22 protein-coding genes are annotated in these 23568 nt (G+C 54.5%); 5 read left to right on the forward strand and 17 right to left on the reverse strand.

From position 1 onward, the window contains the following. Positions 1 to 125: 125 nt before the first annotated feature. Both ACVLVH_RS15300 and bglB read left to right on the forward strand, forming a co-directional pair. Complete coding sequence (locus ACVLVH_RS15300) at positions 126 to 1730, forward strand: MFS transporter (protein WP_277974740.1); 1605 nt, start codon at positions 126 to 128, stop codon at positions 1728 to 1730. Further along, entirely contained in the window at positions 1727 to 2866 is a 1140-nt protein-coding gene (bglB, locus tag ACVLVH_RS15305) for a beta-galactosidase BglB (RefSeq protein ID WP_137385566.1), read from the forward strand. Before ACVLVH_RS15300 ends, bglB begins: the two co-directional genes overlap by 4 nt. A gap of 181 nt (positions 2867 to 3047) precedes the next feature. Here the strand turns inward: bglB and ptsG are convergent, their stop codons facing one another. The 14 genes from ptsG to yceD all read right to left on the reverse strand — a co-directional run bounded on the left by ptsG (position 3048) and on the right by yceD (position 15231). Beyond that, complete coding sequence (ptsG, locus tag ACVLVH_RS15310) at positions 3048 to 4481, reverse strand: PTS glucose transporter subunit IIBC (RefSeq protein WP_498949674.1); 1434 nt, start codon at positions 4479 to 4481, stop codon at positions 3048 to 3050. Positions 4482 to 4767: 286 nt separating this feature from the next. Further along, positions 4768 to 5559 (reverse strand): metal-dependent hydrolase, encoded by a 792-nt coding sequence (locus tag ACVLVH_RS15315; protein WP_101760829.1) that lies wholly within the window; start codon positions 5557 to 5559, stop codon positions 4768 to 4770. Positions 5560 to 5575: 16 nt separating this feature from the next. Beyond that, positions 5576 to 6565, reverse strand: coding sequence for a DNA polymerase III subunit delta' (holB, locus tag ACVLVH_RS15320; protein WP_277974737.1), 990 nt, complete (start codon positions 6563 to 6565; stop codon positions 5576 to 5578). After that, complete coding sequence (gene tmk, locus ACVLVH_RS15325) at positions 6562 to 7197, reverse strand: dTMP kinase (RefSeq protein WP_312464331.1); 636 nt, start codon at positions 7195 to 7197, stop codon at positions 6562 to 6564. The genes holB and tmk overlap by 4 nt, the downstream gene beginning before the upstream one ends. Then, complete coding sequence (gene mltG / locus ACVLVH_RS15330) at positions 7187 to 8206, reverse strand: endolytic transglycosylase MltG (protein WP_210080519.1); 1020 nt, start codon at positions 8204 to 8206, stop codon at positions 7187 to 7189. The genes tmk and mltG overlap by 11 nt, the downstream gene beginning before the upstream one ends. Continuing rightward, positions 8203 to 9015 carry an aminodeoxychorismate lyase gene (pabC, locus tag ACVLVH_RS15335; RefSeq protein ID WP_498949676.1) on the reverse strand — a complete coding sequence of 271 codons (813 nt, stop codon included), beginning with the start codon at positions 9013 to 9015 and terminating at the stop codon, positions 8203 to 8205. Before pabC ends, mltG begins: the two co-directional genes overlap by 4 nt. A gap of 76 nt (positions 9016 to 9091) precedes the next feature. Continuing rightward, on the reverse strand, positions 9092 to 10333 hold the full coding sequence (gene fabF / locus ACVLVH_RS15340; RefSeq protein ID WP_101760834.1) for a beta-ketoacyl-ACP synthase II: 1242 nt from the start codon (positions 10331 to 10333) through the stop codon (positions 9092 to 9094). A gap of 86 nt (positions 10334 to 10419) precedes the next feature. Continuing rightward, positions 10420 to 10656 (reverse strand): acyl carrier protein, encoded by a 237-nt coding sequence (acpP, locus tag ACVLVH_RS15345; RefSeq protein WP_101760835.1) that lies wholly within the window; start codon positions 10654 to 10656, stop codon positions 10420 to 10422. Between the two features lie 153 nt (positions 10657 to 10809). Then, positions 10810 to 11544: a 3-oxoacyl-ACP reductase FabG gene (fabG, locus tag ACVLVH_RS15350; RefSeq protein ID WP_007885776.1), complete on the reverse strand. Its 735-nt coding sequence runs from the start codon at positions 11542 to 11544 to the stop codon at positions 10810 to 10812. Positions 11545 to 11554: 10 nt separating this feature from the next. Further along, the gene (gene fabD / locus ACVLVH_RS15355) at positions 11555 to 12487 is read right to left on the reverse strand and encodes an ACP S-malonyltransferase (RefSeq protein WP_110865926.1); all 933 of its coding nucleotides are present in this window, start codon (positions 12485 to 12487) and stop codon (positions 11555 to 11557) included. Between the two features lie 16 nt (positions 12488 to 12503). Next, positions 12504 to 13457 carry a beta-ketoacyl-ACP synthase III gene (locus ACVLVH_RS15360; protein WP_110865925.1) on the reverse strand — a complete coding sequence of 318 codons (954 nt, stop codon included), beginning with the start codon at positions 13455 to 13457 and terminating at the stop codon, positions 12504 to 12506. Next, positions 13458 to 14498 (reverse strand): phosphate acyltransferase PlsX, encoded by a 1041-nt coding sequence (gene plsX, locus ACVLVH_RS15365; RefSeq protein WP_192413663.1) that lies wholly within the window; start codon positions 14496 to 14498, stop codon positions 13458 to 13460. A 26-nt stretch (positions 14499 to 14524) separates the two neighbouring features. Further along, complete coding sequence (gene rpmF / locus ACVLVH_RS15370) at positions 14525 to 14695, reverse strand: 50S ribosomal protein L32 (RefSeq protein WP_007885783.1); 171 nt, start codon at positions 14693 to 14695, stop codon at positions 14525 to 14527. A 14-nt stretch (positions 14696 to 14709) separates the two neighbouring features. Next, positions 14710 to 15231 (reverse strand): 23S rRNA accumulation protein YceD, encoded by a 522-nt coding sequence (gene yceD / locus ACVLVH_RS15375; protein ID WP_007885785.1) that lies wholly within the window; start codon positions 15229 to 15231, stop codon positions 14710 to 14712. A gap of 140 nt (positions 15232 to 15371) precedes the next feature. Between yceD and ACVLVH_RS15380 the strand changes: the two genes are divergently transcribed. Further along, positions 15372 to 15956, forward strand: coding sequence for a Maf family protein (locus ACVLVH_RS15380; RefSeq protein WP_192413665.1), 585 nt, complete (start codon positions 15372 to 15374; stop codon positions 15954 to 15956). 11 nt (positions 15957 to 15967) lie between these two features. Here the strand turns inward: ACVLVH_RS15380 and rluC are convergent, their stop codons facing one another. Next, entirely contained in the window at positions 15968 to 16924 is a 957-nt protein-coding gene (rluC, locus tag ACVLVH_RS15385; RefSeq protein ID WP_137385558.1) for a 23S rRNA pseudouridine(955/2504/2580) synthase RluC, read from the reverse strand. A gap of 301 nt (positions 16925 to 17225) precedes the next feature. On the opposite strand from rluC, the gene ACVLVH_RS15390 reads away from it, so the two are divergent. Continuing rightward, a complete protein-coding gene (locus tag ACVLVH_RS15390) occupies positions 17226 to 17432 on the forward strand; it encodes a hypothetical protein (RefSeq protein ID WP_101760841.1) in 207 nt (68 codons plus the stop codon). 64 nt (positions 17433 to 17496) lie between these two features. Continuing rightward, on the forward strand, positions 17497 to 20760 hold the full coding sequence (gene rne, locus ACVLVH_RS15395) for a ribonuclease E (protein ID WP_498949681.1): 3264 nt from the start codon (positions 17497 to 17499) through the stop codon (positions 20758 to 20760). Positions 20761 to 20930: 170 nt separating this feature from the next. Here the strand turns inward: rne and flgL are convergent, their stop codons facing one another. Both flgL and flgK read right to left on the reverse strand, forming a co-directional pair. Further along, positions 20931 to 21899 carry a flagellar hook-associated protein FlgL gene (flgL, locus tag ACVLVH_RS15400; protein ID WP_137385556.1) on the reverse strand — a complete coding sequence of 323 codons (969 nt, stop codon included), beginning with the start codon at positions 21897 to 21899 and terminating at the stop codon, positions 20931 to 20933. Between the two features lie 18 nt (positions 21900 to 21917). Further along, on the reverse strand, positions 21918 to 23561 hold the full coding sequence (gene flgK / locus ACVLVH_RS15405; RefSeq protein ID WP_110865920.1) for a flagellar hook-associated protein FlgK: 1644 nt from the start codon (positions 23559 to 23561) through the stop codon (positions 21918 to 21920). Positions 23562 to 23568 lie beyond the last annotated feature (7 nt).

Here is a 23568-nt window from a genome sequence, read left to right on the forward strand (position 1 = left end):
CCTGCAGGTCATTGCGAAATCACGAAGGTTTGCCAGCTTAAGCCGCTCTACTTTCAATCCAATCCGCGCAAGTTGTACGGAGTGATGAGGGATGTGTTTACCGACTAATTCAAGGAGAACCTGCCATGCGCTCTCGTAAGATTGGCCTGGGCCATTATCTGGCCTATGGGTCCGGGGATTTCCTCGGTGCAGGCACCACGGCGCTAACCGCCGCCTGGCTGCTCTACTTTTACACCACCTTTTGTGGGCTCTCGCCGATTCAGGCGACCTTCATTTTCGCCGCCGCCCGCGTACTGGATGCGGTGGTGAGCCCGCTGATGGGTTTCCTGACCGATAACTTCGGTTCGACCTGGCTCGGCAAGCGCTTTGGCCGCCGCAAATTTTTTATCCTGCTCGGTATTCCGTGCGTGTTCAGCTACAGCCTGATGTGGGTTGGCGACATGAGTTTTTGGTGGTATCTGCTGACTTATCTGCTGTTCGATATGGTCTACACCATGATTCTGGTGCCTTACGAAACGCTGGTACCGGAGATGACCGATGATTTCAAACAGAAAACCCGCTTCTCTGGCGCGCGTATTGGCCTGGCGCAGCTGTCGGCCATTCTGGCAGCGTTCCTGCCGGGCATACTGATTGGCTGGTTTGGCAAAGAGAATCCGATCTCCTTCTTCTACGCCAGCCTGGTGTTCTCGGTGATTTGTGCGCTGGTATTAACGTTGGTGTGGCTGTTTACCTGGGAACGCGATCCTGACGATTTCTCTGCCGAATCGCGCCGCGCCGAGCAGGAAAAATCACAGCTGACCTTGCTACAGAGCCTGAAGCGCCTCTACACCGAGCTGGCCTCAACGCTGCGCATTCGTATTTTCCGCCAGCATCTGGGCATGTATCTCGGCGGCTATATCGCGCAGGACGTTTTTAACGCGGTGTTCACCTGGTATGTGGTATTTGTGCTGATGCAAAGCGCGCAGATCGCCTCCAACCTGATGGGCACCATGGCGGTGATGCAGTTTATTGCGGTGATGGCGATGATTCCGCTGTGTATCCGCCTTGGGCCTGCGCCCGCATACCGTATGGTGGTGGTGCTGTTTGGGCTTAGCGCCCTCTCCTACGCCGGATTGTGGTACAGCGGCATGAACGACAACTTCGCTCTGCTGGTACTGATTTCCGGTCTTGCCGGTCTTGGTCGCGGCGGCATCAACTATGTGCCGTGGAATACTTACACCTATATCGCTGACGTCGATGAAGTGATTACCGGCCAACGTCGCGAAGGCATTTTTGCCGGCATCATGACGCTGACGCGCAAAGCCTCGCAAGCGGGTGCGGTGATGTTCGTCGGTATCGTGTTGCAGCTGGCGGGCTTCTCTTCCGGCCAGGCCACGCAGGTGCCGGCTGTCGGCCATACCATCCTGGCGATCCTCAGCGTGGGCACGCTCTGTGTGCTGGCCTGCGGCTTCATTATTTCACTGCGCTTTAAACTCAATCTGCAAACCCACACCGTGCTGCGCGAAGAGACGTTGAAAATGCGCGAAGCCGGACGCGTGGTGCCAGAGCGTATTTCGCCACAGGCGCGTGAAGTGGTCGAAATGCTGGCGGGCATGCCGTATGAAAATCTGTGGGGCAATAACAACGTCGGCTATCTCAACCGTCATAAGCCTGCCGCACCGCCGCTGCCGACGCAGCCACGATCTTTACCTTCTCTCTCTACCCTGATTAACGATAGGAATGAACCATGACTGTATTTCCTGTAAAGCACAGCGCGTTACTGCGCCAGCCTGAATATCTGTTGCCACGTACTGAGCTGGTGCAGTTGATTAAGCGGCTAACCCATAATCTGGTGAATATTACCGATCACAGCGGCGAGTTTTTGCTGCGCCTTGATGATGGCCGCGTGATCGATACCAAAGGCTGGGCCGGTTGGGAGTGGACGCACGGCATCGGCCTGTACGGCATGCTGCACTACTATCAGCAAACCGGCGATCAAGCGACGCTGAAGATTATCGATGACTGGTTCAGCACGCGCCTGGCGGAAGGTACGCCAACCAAGAACGTCAATACCGTTTGCCCGTTCCTGACGCTGGCGTATCGCTATGAAGAGACGCGCAATGCCGCATGGCGACCGGTGCTGGAGCGTTGGGCTGAATGGGTGATGTATGAGATGCCACGCACCGAGCAAGGCGGTTTGCAGCACATCGTCTACAACAACGAAAACACCCAGCAGCTGTGGGATGACACCTTGATGATGAGCGTAATGGCGCTGGCGAAGATTGGCCAGCTGCTGGATCGTCCGGAGTTTGTCGAAGAAGCCAGTTATCAGTTCCTGATTCATACCCAATATTTGATGGATCGCCAAACCGGTTTGTGGTTCCACGGCTGGACGTTTGAGGGGCGGCACAATTTTGCCAACGCACGTTGGGCGCGCGGCAATAGCTGGCTGACTATCGTTATTCCTGATTTCCTCGAGATGATGAACTGGCCGGAACAGCACGCCACGCGGCGTTTCCTGCAGCAGGTGCTGGAGAGTCAGGTGAAGGCGCTGAGCGCCTGTCAGCACAGCAGCGGTTTGTGGCACACCTTGCTCGACGATCCCAACAGTTATCCGGAAGCCTCCGCCACCGCCGGTTTCGCCTATGGCATTCTTAAAGCGGTGCGCAAACATTATCTTTCGCCCGAATATTTGCCGCTGGCGGAGAAAGCGTTGCGCGGCGTGATCGGCAATATCGATGAGGATGGGGAATTGAAGCAGGTGTCGTTCGGAACAGCGATGGGCAGCGATCTCGAGTATTACCGCCAAATCCCGCTCACCTCAATGCCGTATGGTCAGGCCATGGCGCTGCTGTGTTTGACGGAGTATTTGCGGGTTTATTTGTAAATAAAAAAATGCCCTCATTTGAGGGCATTTTTACGCACAGTAAGTAATGTGCGTTGAAGCGGCGGCAGAGGAGTAAAGCGTCCCAAGCCATGGATGGCTTGGGCCGAGCCCCAGGGAAGGTTTATGGCGTCTTTACGATCTGACGCCGCTTCATCGCACCAGCTCTGCCCGCCTTTTTCAGTTACATGCTGCGGATATAATCATCCATTTCGGTTTTCAGGTTATCGGACTTGGTGCCGAAAATCGCCTGAACGCCTGAACCTGCTACCACCACACCACGCGCGCCGAGGCTTTTCAGTTCAGCCTTATCAACCTTGCCGACATCCGCCACGCTGACACGCAGACGCGTGATACAGGCATCAAGGTTAGTGATGTTCTCTTTACCACCAAACGCGGTAACCAGTTTACCCGCCATTTCGCTGCCGGTTGCGCTGCTCTGCTCCATCGCGGTCTCCTCACGGCCAGGGGTTTTCAGATTCAGTTTCACAATCAGGAAACGGAATACGGTGTAGTAAATCAGGCCGTAGATGATACCCACAATCGGGAACAACCAGATTTTGCTGCTGTTACCGCTCAGCACGATAAAGTCGATCAAACCGTGTGAGAAGCTGGTGCCATCACGCATCCCCAGCAGAATACAGATTGGGAAGGCCAGACCTGCCAGAATCGCGTGGATCACATACAGAATCGGCGCCACGAACATGAAGGCAAACTCGATTGGCTCGGTGATACCGGTCAGGAACGAGGTCAGCGCGGCGGAGATCATAATACCGCCCACTTTGGCGCGGTTTTCTGGTTTAGCCGTATGCCAAATCGCAATCGCTGCCGCTGGCAGACCGTACATTTTGAACAGGAAGCCGCCAGACAGTTTGCCTGCCGTTGGGTCGCCCGCCATGTAACGTGGGATATCACCGTGGAATACCTGGCCTGCGGCGTTGGTGAATTCACCAATCTGCATCTGGAAAGGGACGTTCCAGATATGGTGCAGACCAAACGGCACCAGCGAACGCTCAATCAGACCGTACAGTCCAAAGGCGACGACTGGGTTTTGATAGGCTGCCCATTGTGAGAATTCCTGAATCGCGGTACCGATTGGCGGCCAAATGAATGACAGCACCACACCGGTGAAAATCGCCGCCAGACCGGAGATGATCGGCACAAAGCGCTTGCCGGCAAAAAAGCCGAGATACTCAGGCAGTTTGATGCGATAGAAGCGGTTAAACATATACGCCGCGATGGAACCGGCGATGATTCCGCCGAGCACACCGGTATCTGCAAGATGCTTAGCCTCAATTTCTCCGGCAGGCATATGCAGCACCAGCGGTGCAACCACCGCCATGGTTTTCACCATGATGCCGTAGGCAACCACGGCCGCCAGCGCGGAAACGCCGTCGTTATTGGTAAAGCCAAGCGCCACACCGATCGCAAAGATCAGCGGCATATTGGCAAACACCGAACCACCCGCTTCGGCCATGACGTGGGAAACCACTTCCGGCAGCCAGCTGAAGTTTGCAGAACCAACACCTAACAAAATACCGGCAATCGGCAGAACCGATACCGGCAACATCAGCGATTTACCTACTTTCTGCAGGTTCGCAAATGCGTTCTTGAACATAGAAACTCCTGAGTATGAGTGCAATTTTTTTGCGCAGTGCGCATGGCTTAGGGGGAGGATCCTTCGCCGGGGTGACGCTGAGCGTCTTTTGATTTATTACGAAGAGTAAAATAAATCGCTAATTGTTAAATTGACGGCCATCACATTTCGCTAAGGACGTCCCATTCCTTTCAGTCATTTCTTACTGACTTGCGCTAATAAACAGCAATAAAACACTGCCTGCGTCCCGTAAGACGCAGTGCAGTAGAGTGATTTTTGATTAATTACAGCGTTTGAAATAAAGCGTTTAGCCGCCGAGGCGACTCATCGGGATGTGGAACAGGCGGGAGAAATTTTCGGTGGTAGTAGCGGCGAGGGTTTCGATATCAACGCCTTTTAACACCGCCATGTAATCCGCCACATCACGCGTAAACGCTGGCTGATTCTCTTTACCACGGTGCGGTACCGGCGCCAGATACGGCGAATCGGTTTCCACCAGCATACGATCAAGCGGCACGTAGCGCGCCGCATCGCGGATCTGTTCGGCGTTGCGGAAAGTCAGAATGCCGGAGAAAGAGATATAAAAACCGAGATCGAGCAATTTGGCGGCGGTCTCTTTATCTTCGGTAAAACAGTGCAGCACGCCGCCGCACTTCTCTACCTGCTCTTCGCGCAGAATCGCCAGCGTGTCTTCACGCGCATCACGCGTGTGCACGATGATCGGTTTATTCAACGCAATGCCGGTACGAATGTGCTCACGAAACGAAGCTTGTTGCTGCGCTTTAGTTTCCTGCTGATAGAAATAGTCCAGCCCGGTTTCACCCAGCGCGACCACGCGATCCTCTGCGGCCAGACGGCGGAACTCTTCAACGTCGTACGGCGCTTCCTGATTAAGCGGATGGACGCCACAAGCCAGCGCGACGTTTTCACGATCGCCCACCAGCTGTTTGATTTTGTAGTAATCCGGCAAGGTGGTGGCAATCGCCAGCATAAACTTCACATCGCGCGCCGCCGCTTTGGCGATGACATCATCCAGATCGCGATGGTGCTTTTCATAATCGAGGCCATCGAGATGGCAGTGGGAATCGACAATAAACATAGAGCTCTCTTTTCGCTTAACCGACCGTTGCCGGAGCCAGTAAACGTCCCCAGGCGAGTAAACGATCGGTCAACATTAATTCTCGATTGAGTGCGGCGACATGTAACAGCTGTTCGCGACACTGCATCCATTGCTGCGCGCTGCTGTTGAGCGCACTGCTGTTCATTCTTTGCGCCAACTGTGTGACCACATCCGGATGATCACCGTTGCTTAGCCACTGACTTGCGTCCTGCTGCACTTTCATCGCATCCACCAGCAGTGAAATCAGCCAACTGAGACGTACGGCCACATCTTCGCTGTTTAGCGCGGGTAACAGCTGCAGCACATCGCCGTTGAGCGCTTTAATCAGCGTTTCACACAACGTTTCACGCGCCTGCCAGCGCTCGGGCTGCAACAGCGTCAAGGCGGCGGCGGGTGCGCCATTACTCAAACGCAAGGCAGCGCGCAGCTTCTCTTCCGGCTGCGGTTGCTGTTTCTGCAGCCATTGCAAACTATGCGCCTCTTCCGGCGGCGACAGATGCCACGTCATGCAGCGACTGCGCAACGTAGGCAGCAAGCGTGAAGGTTCGCGCACGCTGAGGAAAAACCAGCAATTGGCCGGTGGTTCTTCCAGCGTTTTCAATAATGCGTTGGCGGCGGCTTCCGTCAGCTGCGCCGCATCGGGCAACCAAACGATTTTTGCGCCGCCCTGCTGGGCAAAGTGATACAGCTTTTCAGTGACGTCACGCACAGCATCAATACCGAGCGAAGATTTCCCCTTTTCGGCTTCCAGGCGATACCAATCGGGATGCGTGTGCGCCTGCATTAACTGGCAACCGTGGCAATGGCCGCAACTTTTCAATCCTTCCGGCTGTAAACACATCAACCAACGGCTCACGCCCCAGATCAGCGCATCGTCACCCATGCCTGCAATGGCTTGTACCAGCAGCGCGTGATGCGCCTGGCCGCTTTGATGGCGGGCGATGATTTGTCGATAAGGCTGATTCAACCACGGATACCAATTCATGCGGATTGGCCTGCCAGCCAGCTACGCAAGGTGCGTTGAAGTGACGATGTCACGTTTGCAATGTTTTGCGTCGCATCAATGGTGAGTATCGAGGGATCCTGAGCAGCTAAGGCCAGATAGCGTTCACGCGTGCGCTCGAAGAAGCGCAATGATTCCTGCTCAATGCGATCCAGCTCACCGCGTGCGCGGGCGCGTTGCAGTCCAATTTCTGGCGTGACGTCGAGATAGAGCGTGAGATCGGGACGGAAATCGCCCAGCACCGCATCACGCAGCGTGGTCATCAGTTGCGCATCCAGTCCGCGTCCGCCGCCCTGATAGGCTTGGGAAGAGAGATCGTGACGATCGCCCACCACCCAGGCACCGCGTGCCAGCGCCGGTTTGATGACGTTCTCTACCAGCTGCACGCGTGCCGCATACAACATCAGCAGCTCGGCTTTATCGGTCACCTGCTCGCCGTCTATGCCCTGCTTGACCAATATACGCAATTGTTCCGCCAGCGGCGTACCGCCGGGCTCGCGCGTGAAGACGACATCATTAATCCCGTGCTCATGCAGCACGGCAACCAGCGCATCGCGTGCGGTGGTTTTGCCTGCACCTTCCAGGCCTTCAATGACGATAAACTTACTTTTCATTTTTTTCCTTCATTGCCAGCCGGTAAACCTGCACCGCTTTGTTGTGGCTGGCCAGATTGGTGGTAAAGGTGTGTCCACCTTTGCCATCCGCGACAAAATAGAGGTAGTTGGTTTTTTCCGGATGCGCAGCCGCTTCCAGTGAAGCACGGCCCGGCATCGCAATCGGTCCCGGCGGCAAACCGCTAATGGTATAAGTGTTGTAGTCGGTCGGCGTTTCCAGATTTTTACGCGTTAGCGTGCCGGTGTAGCTGTCGCCCATGCCGTAAATCACCGTGGGATCGGTCTGCAGCTTCATTCCGGTCCGCAGTCGATTGATGAACACCGACGCCACGCGCGCGCGCTCTTCGCTCACGCCGGTCTCTTTCTCAATGATCGACGCCATGGTGACCATGTCCTGCGCTTTCTTATAAGGCAGATTTTCCATACGTCCCTGCCAAATCTCATCAACCAACTTGTTCATGCGCGCGTGGGCACGCTCCAGCAGCGCCACATCGCTGGTATTGGCGGTATAGAGATAGGTATCCGGATAGAAACCGCCTTCCAGCTGGCTAACATCAAGCTTAAGCGCGGCGGCAACGGTGGCAAATTGATCGTCGCTCAGCGTGTGTTTCAGGTATGGCGCTTTGCGTAGCTCGGCTAACCACTCGGTAAGACGCGAACCTTCAATAAAACGCACCGGGAACTGCGCTTCTTTACCGCTGGCCAACAGTTGCAGTAGCTGGCGCACCGTCATGCCGGTTTCCAGGCGATAGGTACCGGCTTTGAAACGTGCCAGTTCCGGTTCCAGTTTCAGCAGCGGCCCAAACCAGATACTTTGCGGAATGATCTTCTGACTTTCCAGTTGCGCTTCCAGTACCACGCGACCGCTGCCAGCGGGCAAGGTGTAAATGGTTTCTTGCTGCAGTGTTAAGGGCGTATCAGCTAAACGTTCAATCTGCCAATAGCCAAAGGCGGCGGTGAGTCCTGCGACAATTACAACGCCTGCGAGAATTTTTTTCATTCGAGTCATGATACTTCCATCGTCGGGCAACTGGCGCGCAGTTGCTGATACAGCGAGCGTGCGGTAAATGAAACGTCGTCAATTTGTCGCACGGGTAAAACGGGCATCAGGGCGTTACATATCACCACTTCATCGGCGTTCAATACGTCGTCCCTGCTGCCATCAATCAGCTGACAAGTCTGGCCATTTGCGGCCATCTGCGCCATCAGATAACGACGCATAATGCCATCCACGCCAGCCTGCTCAAGCTGCGGCGTAAAAACATTGTTGCCCTTACGCCAGAACAAATTGGCCGCACAGCATTCCACCACCGTCCCGCCAGTGTCAAGCACCAGCGCCTCGTCACCGCCCGTCTGGTCAAGATGCTGGCGAATCAGCACTTGCTCAAGGCGATTTAGGTGTTTTACGCCGGCCAGCAACGGATTGCGCGCCAGACGTATTGGGCTGGTGTGGAGCACAGCGCCCTGCTGTTGCAACGTGGCGTAATGCTGCGGCCACGGCGAGAGCGAAAGAATGCGCGTAGGTGAGTGGCAGCCTGCGCGGCTGTAACCGCGTCCGCCTGCGCCCGGCGTCACGATCACCTTCAGCACCGCATGTGTTTGTCCCCTAGCGGCATTATGCATTTCTGTAGCGAGCTGGACTAAATCCGGCACATCCATCATTAGCCTTGCACAGCCCTCTTTGAGCCGCTGCAGATGCGCATCCAGCATCACAACATGGCCGTTAATCACCGCGGCGGTGGTAAAGCAGCCATCACCAAATTGCACTGCGCGATCGCGTGCTGAAAGCTCGGTTTGCGGTATGCCGTTTATCCACATGCTGGCCGCCTTGATTAGCCCGGTAGAAAATATAAAAAAGGCCCGCATTGCGGGCCTCTGTATGGCTGAGGAGCGATTAAACCTTGCGGAAGATCAGCGAGCCGTTAGTGCCGCCAAATCCGAAGGAGTTACACAAGGTGTACTCCAGTCCGCTGACCTGGCGCGCCGTATGCGGCACGAAGTCCAGATCGCAACCTTCGTCAGGATTGTCGAGGTTGATGGTCGGTGGAATCGCCTGGTCGCGCAGCGCCAGAATCGAATAAATCGCTTCTACTGCACCCGCCGCACCCAACAGGTGGCCAGTCATCGACTTGGTAGAGCTGACCATCACACTGTGAGCTGCCGCACCAAACACCGATTTCACCGCCTGCGCTTCCGCTTTGTCACCGGCTGGCGTCGAGGTGCCATGCGCGTTGACATAACCGATCTGCTCAGCGTTCAGCTGCGCGTCACGTAGCGCGTTAACCATCGCCGCGGCTGCACCTGAACCGTCTTCCGGAGGTGACGTCATGTGGTAAGCATCGCTGCTCATGCCGAAACCGATGATCTCAGCATAAATCTTCGCACCACGTTTCTTAGCGTGTTCGTACTCTTCCAGTACGACAATGCCAGCACCGTCACCCAACACGAAACCGTCACGATCTTTATCCCACGGACGGCTTGCCGCCTGAGGATTGTCATTACGCGTGGAGAGCGCACGAGCAGCACCAAAACCACCGACACCAAGTGGCGTACTGGCTTTCTCCGCACCACCCGCCAACATCACATCAGCATCGTTATACGCAATGATACGCGCTGCATGACCAATGTTGTGCACACCAGACGTACAGGCAGTTGCGATAGAGATGCTTGGACCTTTCAGGCCGTACATGATGGTGAGATGACCAGCAACCATGTTGACGATGGTTGAAGGCACGAAGAATGGGCTGATTTTGCGCGGTCCACCGTTGACCAGCGAACTGTGGTTATCTTCGATTAAACCCAGTCCGCCAATACCAGAACCGATTGCCGCACCAATGCGACCAGCATTCTCATCGGTTACGACCAGACCGGAGTCTGCCATAGCCTGAATACCAGCAACGATGCCGTATTGGATGAAGTCATCCATCTTGCGCTGATCTTTGCGCGAGATGAAATCATCGCAATTAAAATCTCTTACTAAGCCCGCAAAACGCGTTGCGTAGGCACTAGTATCAAAATGGTCGATCAGGCTAATGCCGCTCTGACCGGCAAGGAGAGCACTCCAGGTAGACTCTACGGTATTGCCGACAGGAGACAACATGCCAAGACCAGTCACAACTACACGACGCTTAGACACGCACGTCCTCCAGGGAGGGAAAAAATAACGCTATGTGGGGCAAACATAAAACTCAGGCGGTCGAGGTGACCGCCTGAAGATATTCATTAACCTTGATGGCTAGTGATGTAGTCGATCGCTGCCTGAACGGTAGTGATTTTCTCAGCTTCTTCGTCTGGAATTTCAGTATCAAACTCTTCTTCCAGAGCCATTACCAGCTCAACGGTGTCAAGAGAATCTGCACCAAGGTCTTCAACGAAAGAAGCAGTGTTAATCACTTCGTCTTCTTTAACACCCAGCTGCTCAGCTACGATTTTCTTAACGCGTTGTTCGATATCGCTCATACTATTTAATTTCCTATCAAAACTCGCTTTCGCGATGGTTTTCGTAGTGTATAAAATGTTGAAAAAGATGCAACAAAATCCCGGCTGGTCGAACCACGATTTTGCGTTATTCTGCGGTGTTTACCGTAGATAAAGCAAATGTTTTCGTGATTATCAGACCATGTACATGCCGCCATTGACATGAAGCGTTTCACCCGTGATATAGGCTGCTTCGTCAGAGGCTAAGAATGCAACAGCATTGGCAATCTCCTGCGGGTCACCTAAACGACCTGCGGGAACTTCTGCCAAAATACCCGAACGTTGATCTTCGTTCAGTGCACGCGTCATGTCCGTCTCGATAAAGCCCGGGGCCACGACGTTTACAGTAATGCCACGTGACGCAATTTCTCGCGCCAGTGATTTGCTAAAGCCAATCAAACCTGCTTTTGCTGCCGCATAGTTTGCCTGACCCGCGTTACCCATGGTCCCAACTACAGAACCGATGGTAATGATACGGCCCACGCGTTTTTTCATCATGGCACGCATAACCGCCTTAGAAAGACGGAAGACAGATGTCAGGTTGGTATCAAGGATATCCGCCCACTCATCGTCTTTCATGCGCATCAACAGATTGTCACGCGTAATGCCTGCATTATTGACTAAAATGTCCACTTCGCCAAATTCGGCGCGAACTTGTTCGAGGACGCTCTCAATTGAGGCGGCATCAGTAACGTTCAGCAGCAGGCCTTTGCCCTTGTCGCCGAGGTAAGCACTGATTGCTTCCGCACCGCTTGCACTGGTGGCGGTTCCCACCACTTTGGCACCGCGCGCAGCCAGCGTTTCCGCAATGGCGCGACCAATTCCACGGCTTGCACCGGTAACCAGCGCTACTTTACCTTCAAAGCTCATGTTTTTCCTCTTATTCCTGGGTAAGTGCAGCGCTCAGTGAAGCAGAATCGTTCACCGCAGCGGCACTCAGGCTATCCACAATACGTTTGGTCAGACCGGTCAGAACTTTACCTGGACCGACTTCCAGCAGCTGCTCAACGCCCTGCGCAGCAATAAATTCGACCGATTCGGTCCAGCGCACGGGGCTATACAGCTGACGGACCAGCGCACTTCGAATCGCAGCACCTTCAGTTTCACACTTCACGTCGACGTTATTCACCACCGGCACCGAAGGCGCACTAAAGGTGATCGCTTCGAGCGCTACTGCCAGCTTATCGGCAGCAGGTTTCATCAACGCACAGTGCGATGGCACGCTGACTGGCAGCGGCAATGCACGTTTGGCACCGGCAGCTTTACAGGCTGCACCCGCACGTTCAACCGCTTCTTTGTTGCCCGCGATAACCACCTGGCCCGGCGAGTTGAAGTTAACCGGTGAAACCACCTGGCCTTGAGCGCTCTCTTCACAGGCTTTACGGATGGATGCATCATCCAGGCCGATAATCGCCTGCATAGCGCCAGTACCTTCCGGTACCGCTTCCTGCATCAGTTTGCCGCGCAGCTCAACCAATTTAATGGCGTCAGCGAAATTCAGCACACCGGCACAAACCAGCGCCGAGTATTCACCAAGGCTGTGACCGGCCATCATGCTTGGCTGCACCGCATTTTTGCTCTGCAATACGCGATAGATGGCAACAGAAGCCGCCAGCAGCGCAGGCTGTGTCTGCCAGGTTTTATTCAATTCTTCAGCTGGCCCCTGCTGGACCAGCTGCCATAAGTCATAACCCAGTGCGTCAGAAGCTTCACGGAAAGTGGCTTCAACCTGCGGGTTTTCAGCGGCCAGCTCGGCTAACATGCCGACGGTCTGCGATCCCTGTCCTGGGAAAACATAAGCAAATTGCGTCATCTTTCGTTCCTGTCAATCAAAAGCGAACCAGCGCAGAACCCCAGGTGAAACCGCCACCAAAGGCTTCCAGCAGAATCAGTTGTCCCGGCTTGATACGGCCATCGCGCACCGCTTCGTCAAGTGCACTTGGCACTGACGCGGCCGAGGTATTACCGTGACGATCCAGCGTGACCACAACTTTCTCCATGCCCATACCGAGCTTTTTGGCGGTTGCGCTAATAATGCGCAGATTCGCCTGATGCGGCACCAGCCAGTCGAGCATTTCACGATCAAGATTGTTGGCTTGCAGAGTTTCATCCACAATGTGCGCCAGTTCAGTCACGGCCACTTTGAAGACTTCATTCCCCGCCATCGTCAGATAAGCAGGCTCATCCTGATGGGCACGATCCTGATACGGCAGCGTCAGCAGTTTGCTGTAACGGCCGTCGGCGTGCAGATGGGTAGAAAGGATGCCTGGCTCTTCGCTTTGACTCAGCACCACCGCGCCCGCGCCATCACCAAACAGAATGATGGTGCCGCGATCGTTAGGATCGAGCGTACGTGCCAGCACGTCTGCACCGATCACCAGCGCATGTTTTACCGCACCATTTTTAATGTATTGATCGGCAACGCTCAGTGCATAGGTGAAGCCCGCACAAGCAGCGGCCAAATCGAAGGCAGCGCAATCGTTAATCTCCAGCATTTGCTGGATCATGCATGCTGAACTTGGGAAGGCATGGCTGGAAGAGGTGGTCGCCACAATGATCAGGCCAATTTCGCTCGCATTCACACCCGCCATTTCCAACGCGCGCTGTGCTGCGGTGAAGCCCATAGTAGCAACGGTTTCTTCCGGAGCGGCAATACGACGCTCACGGATGCCGGTACGGGTGACAATCCACTCGTCCGTCGTCTCGACCATTTTTTCCAGATCCGCATTGGAGCGAATCTGCTCAGGCAAATAGCTGCCCGTACCGATAATTTTGGTAAACATCTACGCTTTGTCACTCCTGGCTAATACAGTGTCAAGGCGCGCCGCAATCCTTTCAGGGACTTGCTTTCGCACCGTCTGCTCCGCCTGCTCTATCGCCACGGCAAATGCACGTTGATTCGCCGCACCGTGGCTTTTGATCACTGTCCCGCGCAATCCTAACAGACAAGCGCCATTGTACTGGTCGGGGTTGAGATGGCCGAAACGCTTCGCCAGACGCTTTTGAATCAAGCGTCCCAGCAATGTTAGCCACCAGGCCCGTTTTTTTCCTTCCTCTGACGATTTAATCAGAGAGAGGAACATTCTTACCACGCCTTCCATGGTCTTCAACGTGACATTACCAACGAAGCCATCACAAACCAGCACATCCGTCTTGCCGGTGAGGAGATCGTTCCCCTCAAGATATCCAATATAGTTGATTTGCGGTGACGCTCGCAGCACCGCAGATGCGGCGCGGATTGTTTCCAATCCTTTGGTCTCTTCCTGACCAATATTCAGCAGCGCAACACGCGGCTGGGCGATCTCCAGCACTTCTTCAGCCATCACTGCGCCCATGATCGCAAACTGCACCAGCATGGCGCTGTCGGATTCAACGTTAGCGCCGAGATCCAGCACCACCGTTTTGCCATGCTGCTGATGCGGCAACACCGTCATCAACGCCGGACGCTCAATGCCATCCAGCGGTTTTAATAGCATTTTCGCCAGGCCCATCAGTGCGCCGGTATTTCCCGCACTGACACAGGCTTGTGCTTTCCCCTCTTTGACCAACTCTAACGCCACACGCATGGAGCTGCCGCGGCTGTTACGAATCGCCTGAGAAGGTTTGGCATCACTTGCAATAACCGATTCGGCAGGAATAACCTGCACACGCCTCTGTAACGAGGAATCCGCTTTGGCAAGAAATGACGAGATGATGTCGGGATCGCCGACCAGAAGAAGAACCAGCTCCGAATGAGAGGCCAGTGCCTGCAAGGCTGCAGGCACTGTCACGCAAGGACCGAAGTCCCCGCCCATGGCATCAACTGCCAGGGTCAAACGTGTCAAGGTATCGCCTTGTGTAATCGCGAGGATTACTTGGTGATAACCTTGCGACCGCGGTAGTAACCATCCGCAGTGATATGGTGACGCAGATGAGTTTCGCCAGAAACTTTATCTACTGACAGAGCAGCAGTGGTCAGCGCATCGTGTGAACGACGCATACCACGCTTAGAACGGGTTGGTTTATTCTGTTGTACGGCCATGGACCTTACTCCTATTACTTACGCTTTAAACTGGCTAATACGGCAAAGGGATTTGGTTTTTCTGCCTCTGGAGGCAATTGACCAAATACCATGTCCGCGTCGGACACTTCACAGTGTTCAGAATCATGCACCGGAACCACGGGCAGCGCGAGGATGAGCTCATCTTCGATCACTGCCAGCAAGTCGATCTCACCAAAATCATTGACATCAACTGGCTCGTAGGCTTCCGGTAGTGCCTCGGCCTGTTCATCAGAAGAGACAGGACTGAAGCAATAGCTTACGTGAACATGACGTGGAAACGACTGGTTGCAGCGTTGACATGACAGAGTCACCTGCACTTCGGCTGTTCCTTGCAGAACGGCGAGGCGCTGGTTATCAACCGCAAACGACATATCGCATTCAACTTCACTGTCCACACTCACGACCGTTTCGGCCAAGCGCGCCACCAATTCAGGTGCATAAACACCATGATAATCAAGGCGTTTTTGCGCGGCGCGGACCGGATCGAGCGTCAGGGGTAATTTTACCTTTTGCATAGGGCGCGCATATTAACTTTGTAACGTCATAGAGTCAAAGAAAAAGGCCGGTTTACGGCATCTTTCACCCGTTAGTCGCATCCAGTGCGGCGCATAGTTTAAAATGACTGCCATCTTTACGCTATCTATTCTGAAAAAAAATGACGACACCTTTGGTTTTAGCTTCTACCTCCCCTTTTCGTCAGGCGCTGCTAAGCAAACTGGGCCTGCCTTTTATTACCGCCGCTCCCGATTGCGACGAATCCCCGCTGCCGCATGAATCAGCCTCCGAGCTGGTGCAGCGGCTGGCATTAGCCAAAGCGCAGGCGCTGGCTGCACGTTACCCGGACCGCTGGATTATCGGTTCCGATCAGGTTTGTGTATTGAATGGCGAGATAACCGGTAAACCGCATACCGTAGAGAAGGCCTGCCAGCAACTCGCGGCCGCCAGCGGTAACGCCATCACCTTTTATACCGGCCTGGCACTTCTGCAACCGCAGAGCGGCACCCAATCGGTTATTTGCGAACCCTTTACCGTGCATTTCCGCGAGTTGAGTGCCGAAGAGATTCGCGGCTATGTCGAAAAGGAACAGCCGCTACAATGTGCCGGCAGTTTTAAAAGCGAAGGATTGGGGATTTGTTTATTTGACAGGCTAGAAGGTCGCGATCCTAATACCTTGATTGGCTTACCGCTGATCGCGCTAAATGAGATGTTAAGAGCGGTGGGCATCAACGCATTGTGTTGATGCCCCTTTAATCAGTCTTTCTTCTGACGCAGTTGCGCGAGGCAATGTTTCAGTGCGCCATCCAGTGGCGCTTCCATCCGCAGCACTTCTCCGGTGTTGGGATGGGTAAAGGTCAACGCAGCCGCGTGCAGGAACAGACGCGACAAGCCCGTCGAACCCAGCTGTGCGTCAAAGTCGCGGTCGCCGTAACGATCGTCAAAAGCGATCGGATGGCCACCGTGCAGCGTATGCACACGAATCTGATGGGTACGGCCCGTCACCGGGCTGGCTTTCACTAAGGTTGCGAAACCAAAACGCTCTTCTACTTTAAAGCGCGTCTCGGAAGGTTTGCCCTCCGCACTTACGCGCACCACGCGTTCGCCGCTCTGCAAAATGTTCTTTAGCAGCGGAGCCTGCACCACTTTCAGATGCGACGGCCAGTCACCGCGCACCAGCGCAAGGTAATCCTTCTGCATGCCCTTTTCACGCAGTTGCTCGTGCAGCGAGCGCAAAGCAGAACGCTTCTTCGCCACCAGCAGAATGCCAGAAGTATCACGATCCAGACGATGGACTAACTCAAGGAAACGCGCTTCCGGACGCAACGCACGCAGCCCTTCAATCACGCCAAAACTTAATCCGCTGCCACCGTGCACCGCAGTGCCCGACGGTTTATTCAGCACCATCAGGTAATCATCTTCATACAGAATGGCATTGGTGAGCGCCGCGACTTTATCCAGTTTCGGTGAAACCGTATTCTCTTCGCGTTCGGCAACCCGGACCGGCGGAATACGCAGCTCGTCGCCCTCCTCCAGCTTATATTCCGGTTTAACGCGCTTTTTATTTACCCGTACTTCGCCTTTACGCAAAATGCGATAAATCATGCTTTTCGGCACGCCCTTGAGCTGGGTGCGCAAAAAGTTATCAATTCGTTGTCCGGCATTTTCAGCCGTGATGGCGACATACTGTACGCCGGGATTCTCTGTTTTCATGGCGGCGATTCTAATTAGTGTCCCTGGATAGCGCCACCCCTTTTTCTGTGCTTAACTCTCTCTTTGTCGCGTATTGAAACGGTGAAAATGGCGACATTTTCAGCGATGCGATGATTAGCCCTGCAAATGAACAGGTTATGGATGAATAAACTTCTCAGCTTGGCAAAAGTCGCCTTGCTTAATGTGAGTTAGCAATGGAATAATGCAGGGGTTTCTGCCCTGGAAAGATTCAGGCAGGAAAAAGAGCGAAATAAGTCATTTTGCCGGATTTAACGGACACGCAGCAATGGCGTAAGACGTAATGTTAAATCAGGCACTTAGCGGGCTGCGGGTTGCGGCCTGGACGACAGACCAGGATGTGTGGATTTTTGAATACTCTGTAACATTTCCACCTTCAGGCGCTGGATTTCCTTATGAAAAACAGGCCACCGACAAGATTTGCGCCCCTTTAGCCGCCGACAACCGTGAGGTTGACGTCAGTGCATTAAGACACGGGGCCATCGGTTGATTCTCGTCCAGGGTAACGATGCCCGCAGCTAGATCACTCATGTGAGAATAACGAGTAAGTCACGATGAAAAGAATGTTAATTAACGCAACTCAGCAGGAGGAGTTGCGCGTTGCCCTGGTTGATGGACAACGTCTGTACGATCTGGATATTGAAAGTCCTGGACACGAACAGAAAAAAGCCAACATATACAAAGGTAAAATCACCCGCGTTGAACCCAGCCTTGAAGCTGCATTTGTCGATTATGGTGCAGAACGTCACGGTTTCCTCCCTCTGAAAGAAATTTCCCGCGAATACTTCCCCGCCAATTACAACGCACATGGTCGTCCGAATATCAAAGATGTGCTGCGTGAAGGCCAGGAAGTTATCGTTCAAATTGATAAAGAGGAACGCGGTAATAAAGGTGCAGCACTCACCACCTTTATTTCCCTGGCCGGTAGCTATCTGGTATTGATGCCGAACAACCCACGTGCCGGTGGTATTTCACGCCGCATTGAGGGCGACGACCGTACCGAATTAAAAGAAGCACTTTCCGCACTGGAACTTCCAGACGGCATGGGATTGATCGTCCGCACTGCGGGCGTGGGTAAATCTGCCGAATCACTGCAGTGGGATCTCAGCTTCCGTATGAAGCACTGGGAAGCCATTAAGAAAGCCGCAGACAGCCGCCCAGCGCCTTTCCTGATCCATCAGGAAAGCAACGTTATCGTGCGCGCCTTCCGCGACTATCTGCGTCAGGATATCGGTGAAATCCTTATCGATAATCCAAAAGTACTGGAACTGGCCCGTCAGCACATTGCTGCACTGGGTCGTCCGGACTTCAGCAGCAAAATCAAACTCTACACCGGTGAAATCCCGCTGTTCAGCCACTACCAAATCGAATCGCAGATTGAATCCGCCTTTCAGCGTGAAGTGCGTCTGCCATCAGGCGGATCGATTGTTATCGATAGCACCGAAGCCCTGACGGCGATTGATATCAACTCCGCACGCGCTACTCGCGGCGGTGATATCGAAGAAACCGCGTACAACACCAACCTGGAAGCGGCCGATGAGATTGCTCGCCAATTGCGTCTGCGCGATCTCGGCGGCCTGATTGTTATCGATTTCATCGACATGACGCCAGTGCGCCACCAGCGCGCGGTGGAAAACCGCCTGCGTGAAGCGGTACGTCAGGATCGTGCGCGTATTCAGATCAGCCACATTTCACGCTTCGGCTTGCTGGAGATGTCGCGTCAGCGTCTGAGCCCGTCACTGGGTGAATCCAGCCATCACGTCTGCCCACGCTGCAGCGGAACCGGCACCATCCGTGATAACGAATCGCTGTCGCTGTCTATTCTGCGTCTGATTGAAGAAGAAGCGCTGAAAGACAACACCAAAGAAGTGCATGCCATTGTTCCGGTTCAGGTCGCCTCTTACCTGCTGAACGAAAAGCGTGATGCCGTTAGCGCCATCGAAAAACGCCAGGGCGGTGTGCGTGCCATCATCGTGCCAAACGATCAGATGGAAACGCCACACTACTCGGTACTGCGTGTTCGTACTGGCGAAGAGACGCAAACGCTGAGCTATCACTTACCGAAACTGCACGAAGCGGAAATGGCGCTGCCTTCTGAAGAAGAGCACGCTGAGCGTCGTCGTCCGGAGCAGCCAGCACTGGCCGCCTTCGCGATGCCTGATGCGCCGCCTGCGCCGGTTGAAGTGGTGAAAGAGTCTCAGCCAGCAGCAGAAGTGAAAACCAAACCAGCAGTTGCTGCGCCTGCAGTAACCAACACGGGTTTCGTGGCTCGCCTGCTGAGTGGCTTGAAGAAACTGTTTGCCGGTGATGCGCCCGCTGCGGCGCCTGCTGAAACTAAGCAGGAAACCCCAGCCGTTGTTGCCGCTGAATCTGAAAACACCCAGCAGCGTGGCGAACGTCGTAACAATAATAACCGTCGCAACAACCGTCGTGAACGTACGCCGCGTAATGGCGAGAACGGTCAGGTGCGCGAAGGTCGTGAACCGCGCGAGCCGCGTGAAGCACGTGAGCCACGTGAAGCCCGCGAACCGCGTGATAATCAGGACAACCGTCGCAATAAGCGCCAGAACGAGCCGCGTGAAGCGCGTCCAGTGCTGAGCGATGAAGCGCTTGAGCAACGTGACGAGCAGCAGCAACAGCGCCGCGAACAGCGTGCCGATCGCCAGCGTCGTCGTCAGGAAGAAAAACGTGCTCAGCAGCAGGATCAGAAAGCCGCTGAACCGGTTGTTCAGGCGCCTGCGGTTGACGAAAACGTTGAGCACGAAGAAGAACGCGTTCAGGTCATGCCACGTCGTAAGCAGCGTCAGCTGTCACAGCGCGTGCGTGTTGGCGAAACGCCTGACATCACTGTCGAAGCGCCGGTGGTTCATGATGCTGCCGTTGAAACTGCGCCGCGTGCTCAGTACAAAGAGCATCCTGAAGCCAGCAATGACGAGCAAGATGATAGCGATAACCGTGATAGCGCCAATATGCCGCGCCGTTCACGTCGTTCACCGCGTCATCTGCGCGTAAGCGGTCAGCGTCGTCGTCGCTACCGTGACGAGCGTTACCCAACGCAGTCTGCAATGCCGCTGGAATCTGCTGCTGCTTCACCAGAAATGGCGTCAGGCAAAGTGTGGATCTCTTACCCGGTTGCGCAAGCGCAGGAAGAGTACAGCACGCAAGATGCGATGCATGAAGTGTCGGATTACGGTTACCAGCAAACACCGGATGCCGAGACTCAACCCGCTGACGCTGTTGAACCGGCCGTTGAGCAGGTTGCCGCTGAAGAAGCCGTACATCAGGTTGAACCGCAGGCGCACACCGATGTGCCCGTGGTGAATACGGATGACGTCACGCCGATTGCCGCGCCCGTTAACGAAGAGCCATCAGTGATCTCTGCTGCTGACGAACAGGTTGCACAGGAAACCGCGGCTGAAGCGGAACCGGCTGCCGTGGCTGAAGAAGCGAAGCCTGAAGTAAGCGAAGTGGCTGCAGTTGCTGAACAGGCGCCGGTGGATGTATCGCCAGCCGTTGAAGCTCAGGTTGAAGACGTGCTGGCTGCGCCAGTCGCCGCTGAAGCCGAAGTCACGCCAGTCACTGAACCTCATGCGCCGGTTGCGGCACGTGATACCGCAGTGACCACGGTTGAGACGCGCTTCAAGCATCACGCGACTGCACCGATGACCAAAGCACCAGCACCGGCGTGGGAACCAGAACCGGTTCGCAACAGCGACTGGGTCCGTCCAGCCTTTGGCTTTGAGGGCCGCGGCTCAGCCGGTGGTCACAGCGCGACGCACCAGGCAACCGCACCGGCAACCCGTCCGGAAAGCGCGTAACCTCTGGCAAGTCAGTCAACATCAAACCCCGGCCAGTCCGGGGTTTTTTATTGCCTGCAGGCGGCATTTATGGCGACCTGAATAACAGGCAAAAAAAATCCCACAGCCCCAAAAGGCGGTGGGAGAAACTAAGCGCACCCGGTTAAAGTACGCTCAAAGGTTCAGGTCAATTACGAATTAAGCTGGAACAGTGACAGCTTCGACATATCGGTGAAGGTCTTATACGAAGCTTGCAAGGCCGTTTGTTGCATGGTGTAGCTTGAAATGGCTTGGGTGTAATCAACCTGCACCAGATCCGTCATTTGCGATGCCATAATGGTGTCACGGTCATCACCCTGCGCGTCCAGCGTATCGAGTTCAGCCAGCTGTGAACCCACGGCTGAACGCACTGCCAGCACGTTGTTCAATGAGTTGCTTAAGCCACGGTTGGTTTTATCCATTGCATCCTGGAAAACCTGCTTGGTTGCGTCATCAGCATCATCCTGCGGCGTTTTTAACGCTGCAATTGCGCTATCGAGCATGTTAAACAGATTGGTCTCGCTGGCACTGCCGTCCGGCTCGGCTTTCGCGTTGCTGGTTATCGACATAAACACTGACGATCCTGTGCTACTCACCGCCATCGTGCGACCATCATCGACTTTCTGCGTAATGGCATCCGCGCCACCTACATAAGTGACACCGGCCGGCGCACCGGCATCGCTGAAAGGTGCGACATCGGTTTGATAGCCCGCAAAAATGTATCGTCCGTTACCATCACGGCTATTGGCCTGGTTAAGTAATTGCGAGCGAATGCCTTCTAATTTGGTGGCAATGGAAGCACGGTCATCGTCGCTCAGCGTACCGGTAGAACCATACACAATCATGGTTTGCGCATCCTGGATGCTGCTGGTTACGCTGGAGAGTGCGTTCTCTTCCATCGACAAGCTCTGATCGGCAAAGCTGCGTGCCGTGGCATATTGGGTACTTTTCGCCTGCGATTGCGAAAGCACGACGGCACGTGAGGCGGCGATAGGATCATCTGAAGGATTGCTGACGCGCAGTCCGCTAGAGAGTTGCTCACCCACTTTTAACCAGGAGGCTTGCGAATCGGTGATCCCGCGCACCTGCTGGTTGAAAATCATATTGGTACTAAGACGCATGGTTTTTATCCTCTATGCTTAGCCGCGGATGCCCATCAGCGCATTAAAAATGGTACTCGCTGTTTGCAGCACTTGCGCGTTCGCCATATAGAACTGCTGATACTTAGTCAGATTCGAATACTCTTCATCAAGGTTGACCCCGGATACTGACTGCTGGCGATCGCTGAGCTGTGTCACCACGTTCTCCTGGGTGGTGCTGGCGGTTTTTAATGTACTGGTTTTATTACCGACGGTGCTGACAATGCTGGCGTAAGCCTGGGCGATGGTCGCATTACCATTCACCAGCTTGCTATCCTGCAGATCCAACAATTTCTGCGCGTTACGGTTATCGCTTTCACCGCTGGTTGCGCTGGATGCCGCAGCAATTTGCGACTCATCGGTGATCGCGACCGACATGCCCGCAATGACGTTCTGGACCGGTTTGACCAGGAAACTGTCTTTCGCGTTAGGCGCGGGTGAGGTGCTCACCGTCAGTTTCAGGCCATCAAAGTTGAGGGTGCCGTCGGTCGCATCTGGCGTAACGCTAAACTTCACGTTGTCAGACATGCGGGTCACCGACCAGTTGCTGCCATCATAACTTACGGTGTAGTTAGAGGCTTTCATCGCGCTGGTGTCTGACCAGGCCGCCGTAACGGTAGCCGCTGAAGTATTTTTGCTGTTACCCACCACGGTTGGCGAACCGATATTAAAGAAGTTGCCACCCTGGTCGCCGTTGCTGTCATAACCTTCGCTGTGCACGGTATTAAAGCTGGTGGTGAACGCTGCCGCTAACTGGCCGAGCTGATTTTGCGCGGTATCCAGATCCTGGGTGCGGAACGCCAGCAAACCGCCGAGTGAACCGGTGGTTAGCGTCTTCTCAGGGATCTCAACGTTACCCGCCTGCTTATCGACATAACCGACAGTGGTACGTGTTGAATCGCTGCTGGACGGCATCGCCACTAAGCTGGTGGAGTTTTTACCATTCACCAACGTCACACTGCCCATCGAGACAATATAGCTGCCGTCCTGCTGGGATACGTTCACGCCCACCACATTGTTCAGGCTATTCACCAACTGATCGCGCTGATCCAGCAAATTGTTCGGCGCCGCGCCACCGCCGGTGGTCAGCTTGGCGATCTGGCTGTTCAGGTCGGCAATCTGGCTGGTGAAGGTGTTGATCTGATCGACGTTCGAGGCAATATCCGTGTTAACGCTATTCTGCATATTGTTGAGATACTGCGCGGTGGTCTGGAATTGGTTCACTAGGCCTTGGGCGTAGCTCAGCATTGACTGACGCGCCGACGGGTCGTTGGCGTTACTCACCACGTTCTGCACGTTGGTGAAGAAGCTTTGGATTGAGGTCGACAAGCTGGTGGTCGACGTCGACAGCAGATCGTCAATGTTGGAAATTTGGTTGTATTGCGTGTTCACTGCGCTGTAGTTGGCGCTGGAGCCACGCAATTGCGCAGTAATGAACTCATCGTATTCACGCTGTACGCCTGAAAGCGTCACACCGTTGCCGTAATAGCTGTTGCCCTGCAAGGTGCTGTTCGACTGCGACAAAATCGCCGTCTGACGCGAATAGCCCGCTACCGTGTAATTACTGATGTTGTTACTGGTGGTGCTTAATGCAGCCTGTGCGGCGCTCAGCCCACTCATCGCTGAGTTAATTATGCTGGACATCTCGGTT

The sequence above is a fragment of the Kluyvera sp. 1366 genome, assembly GCF_054823405.1.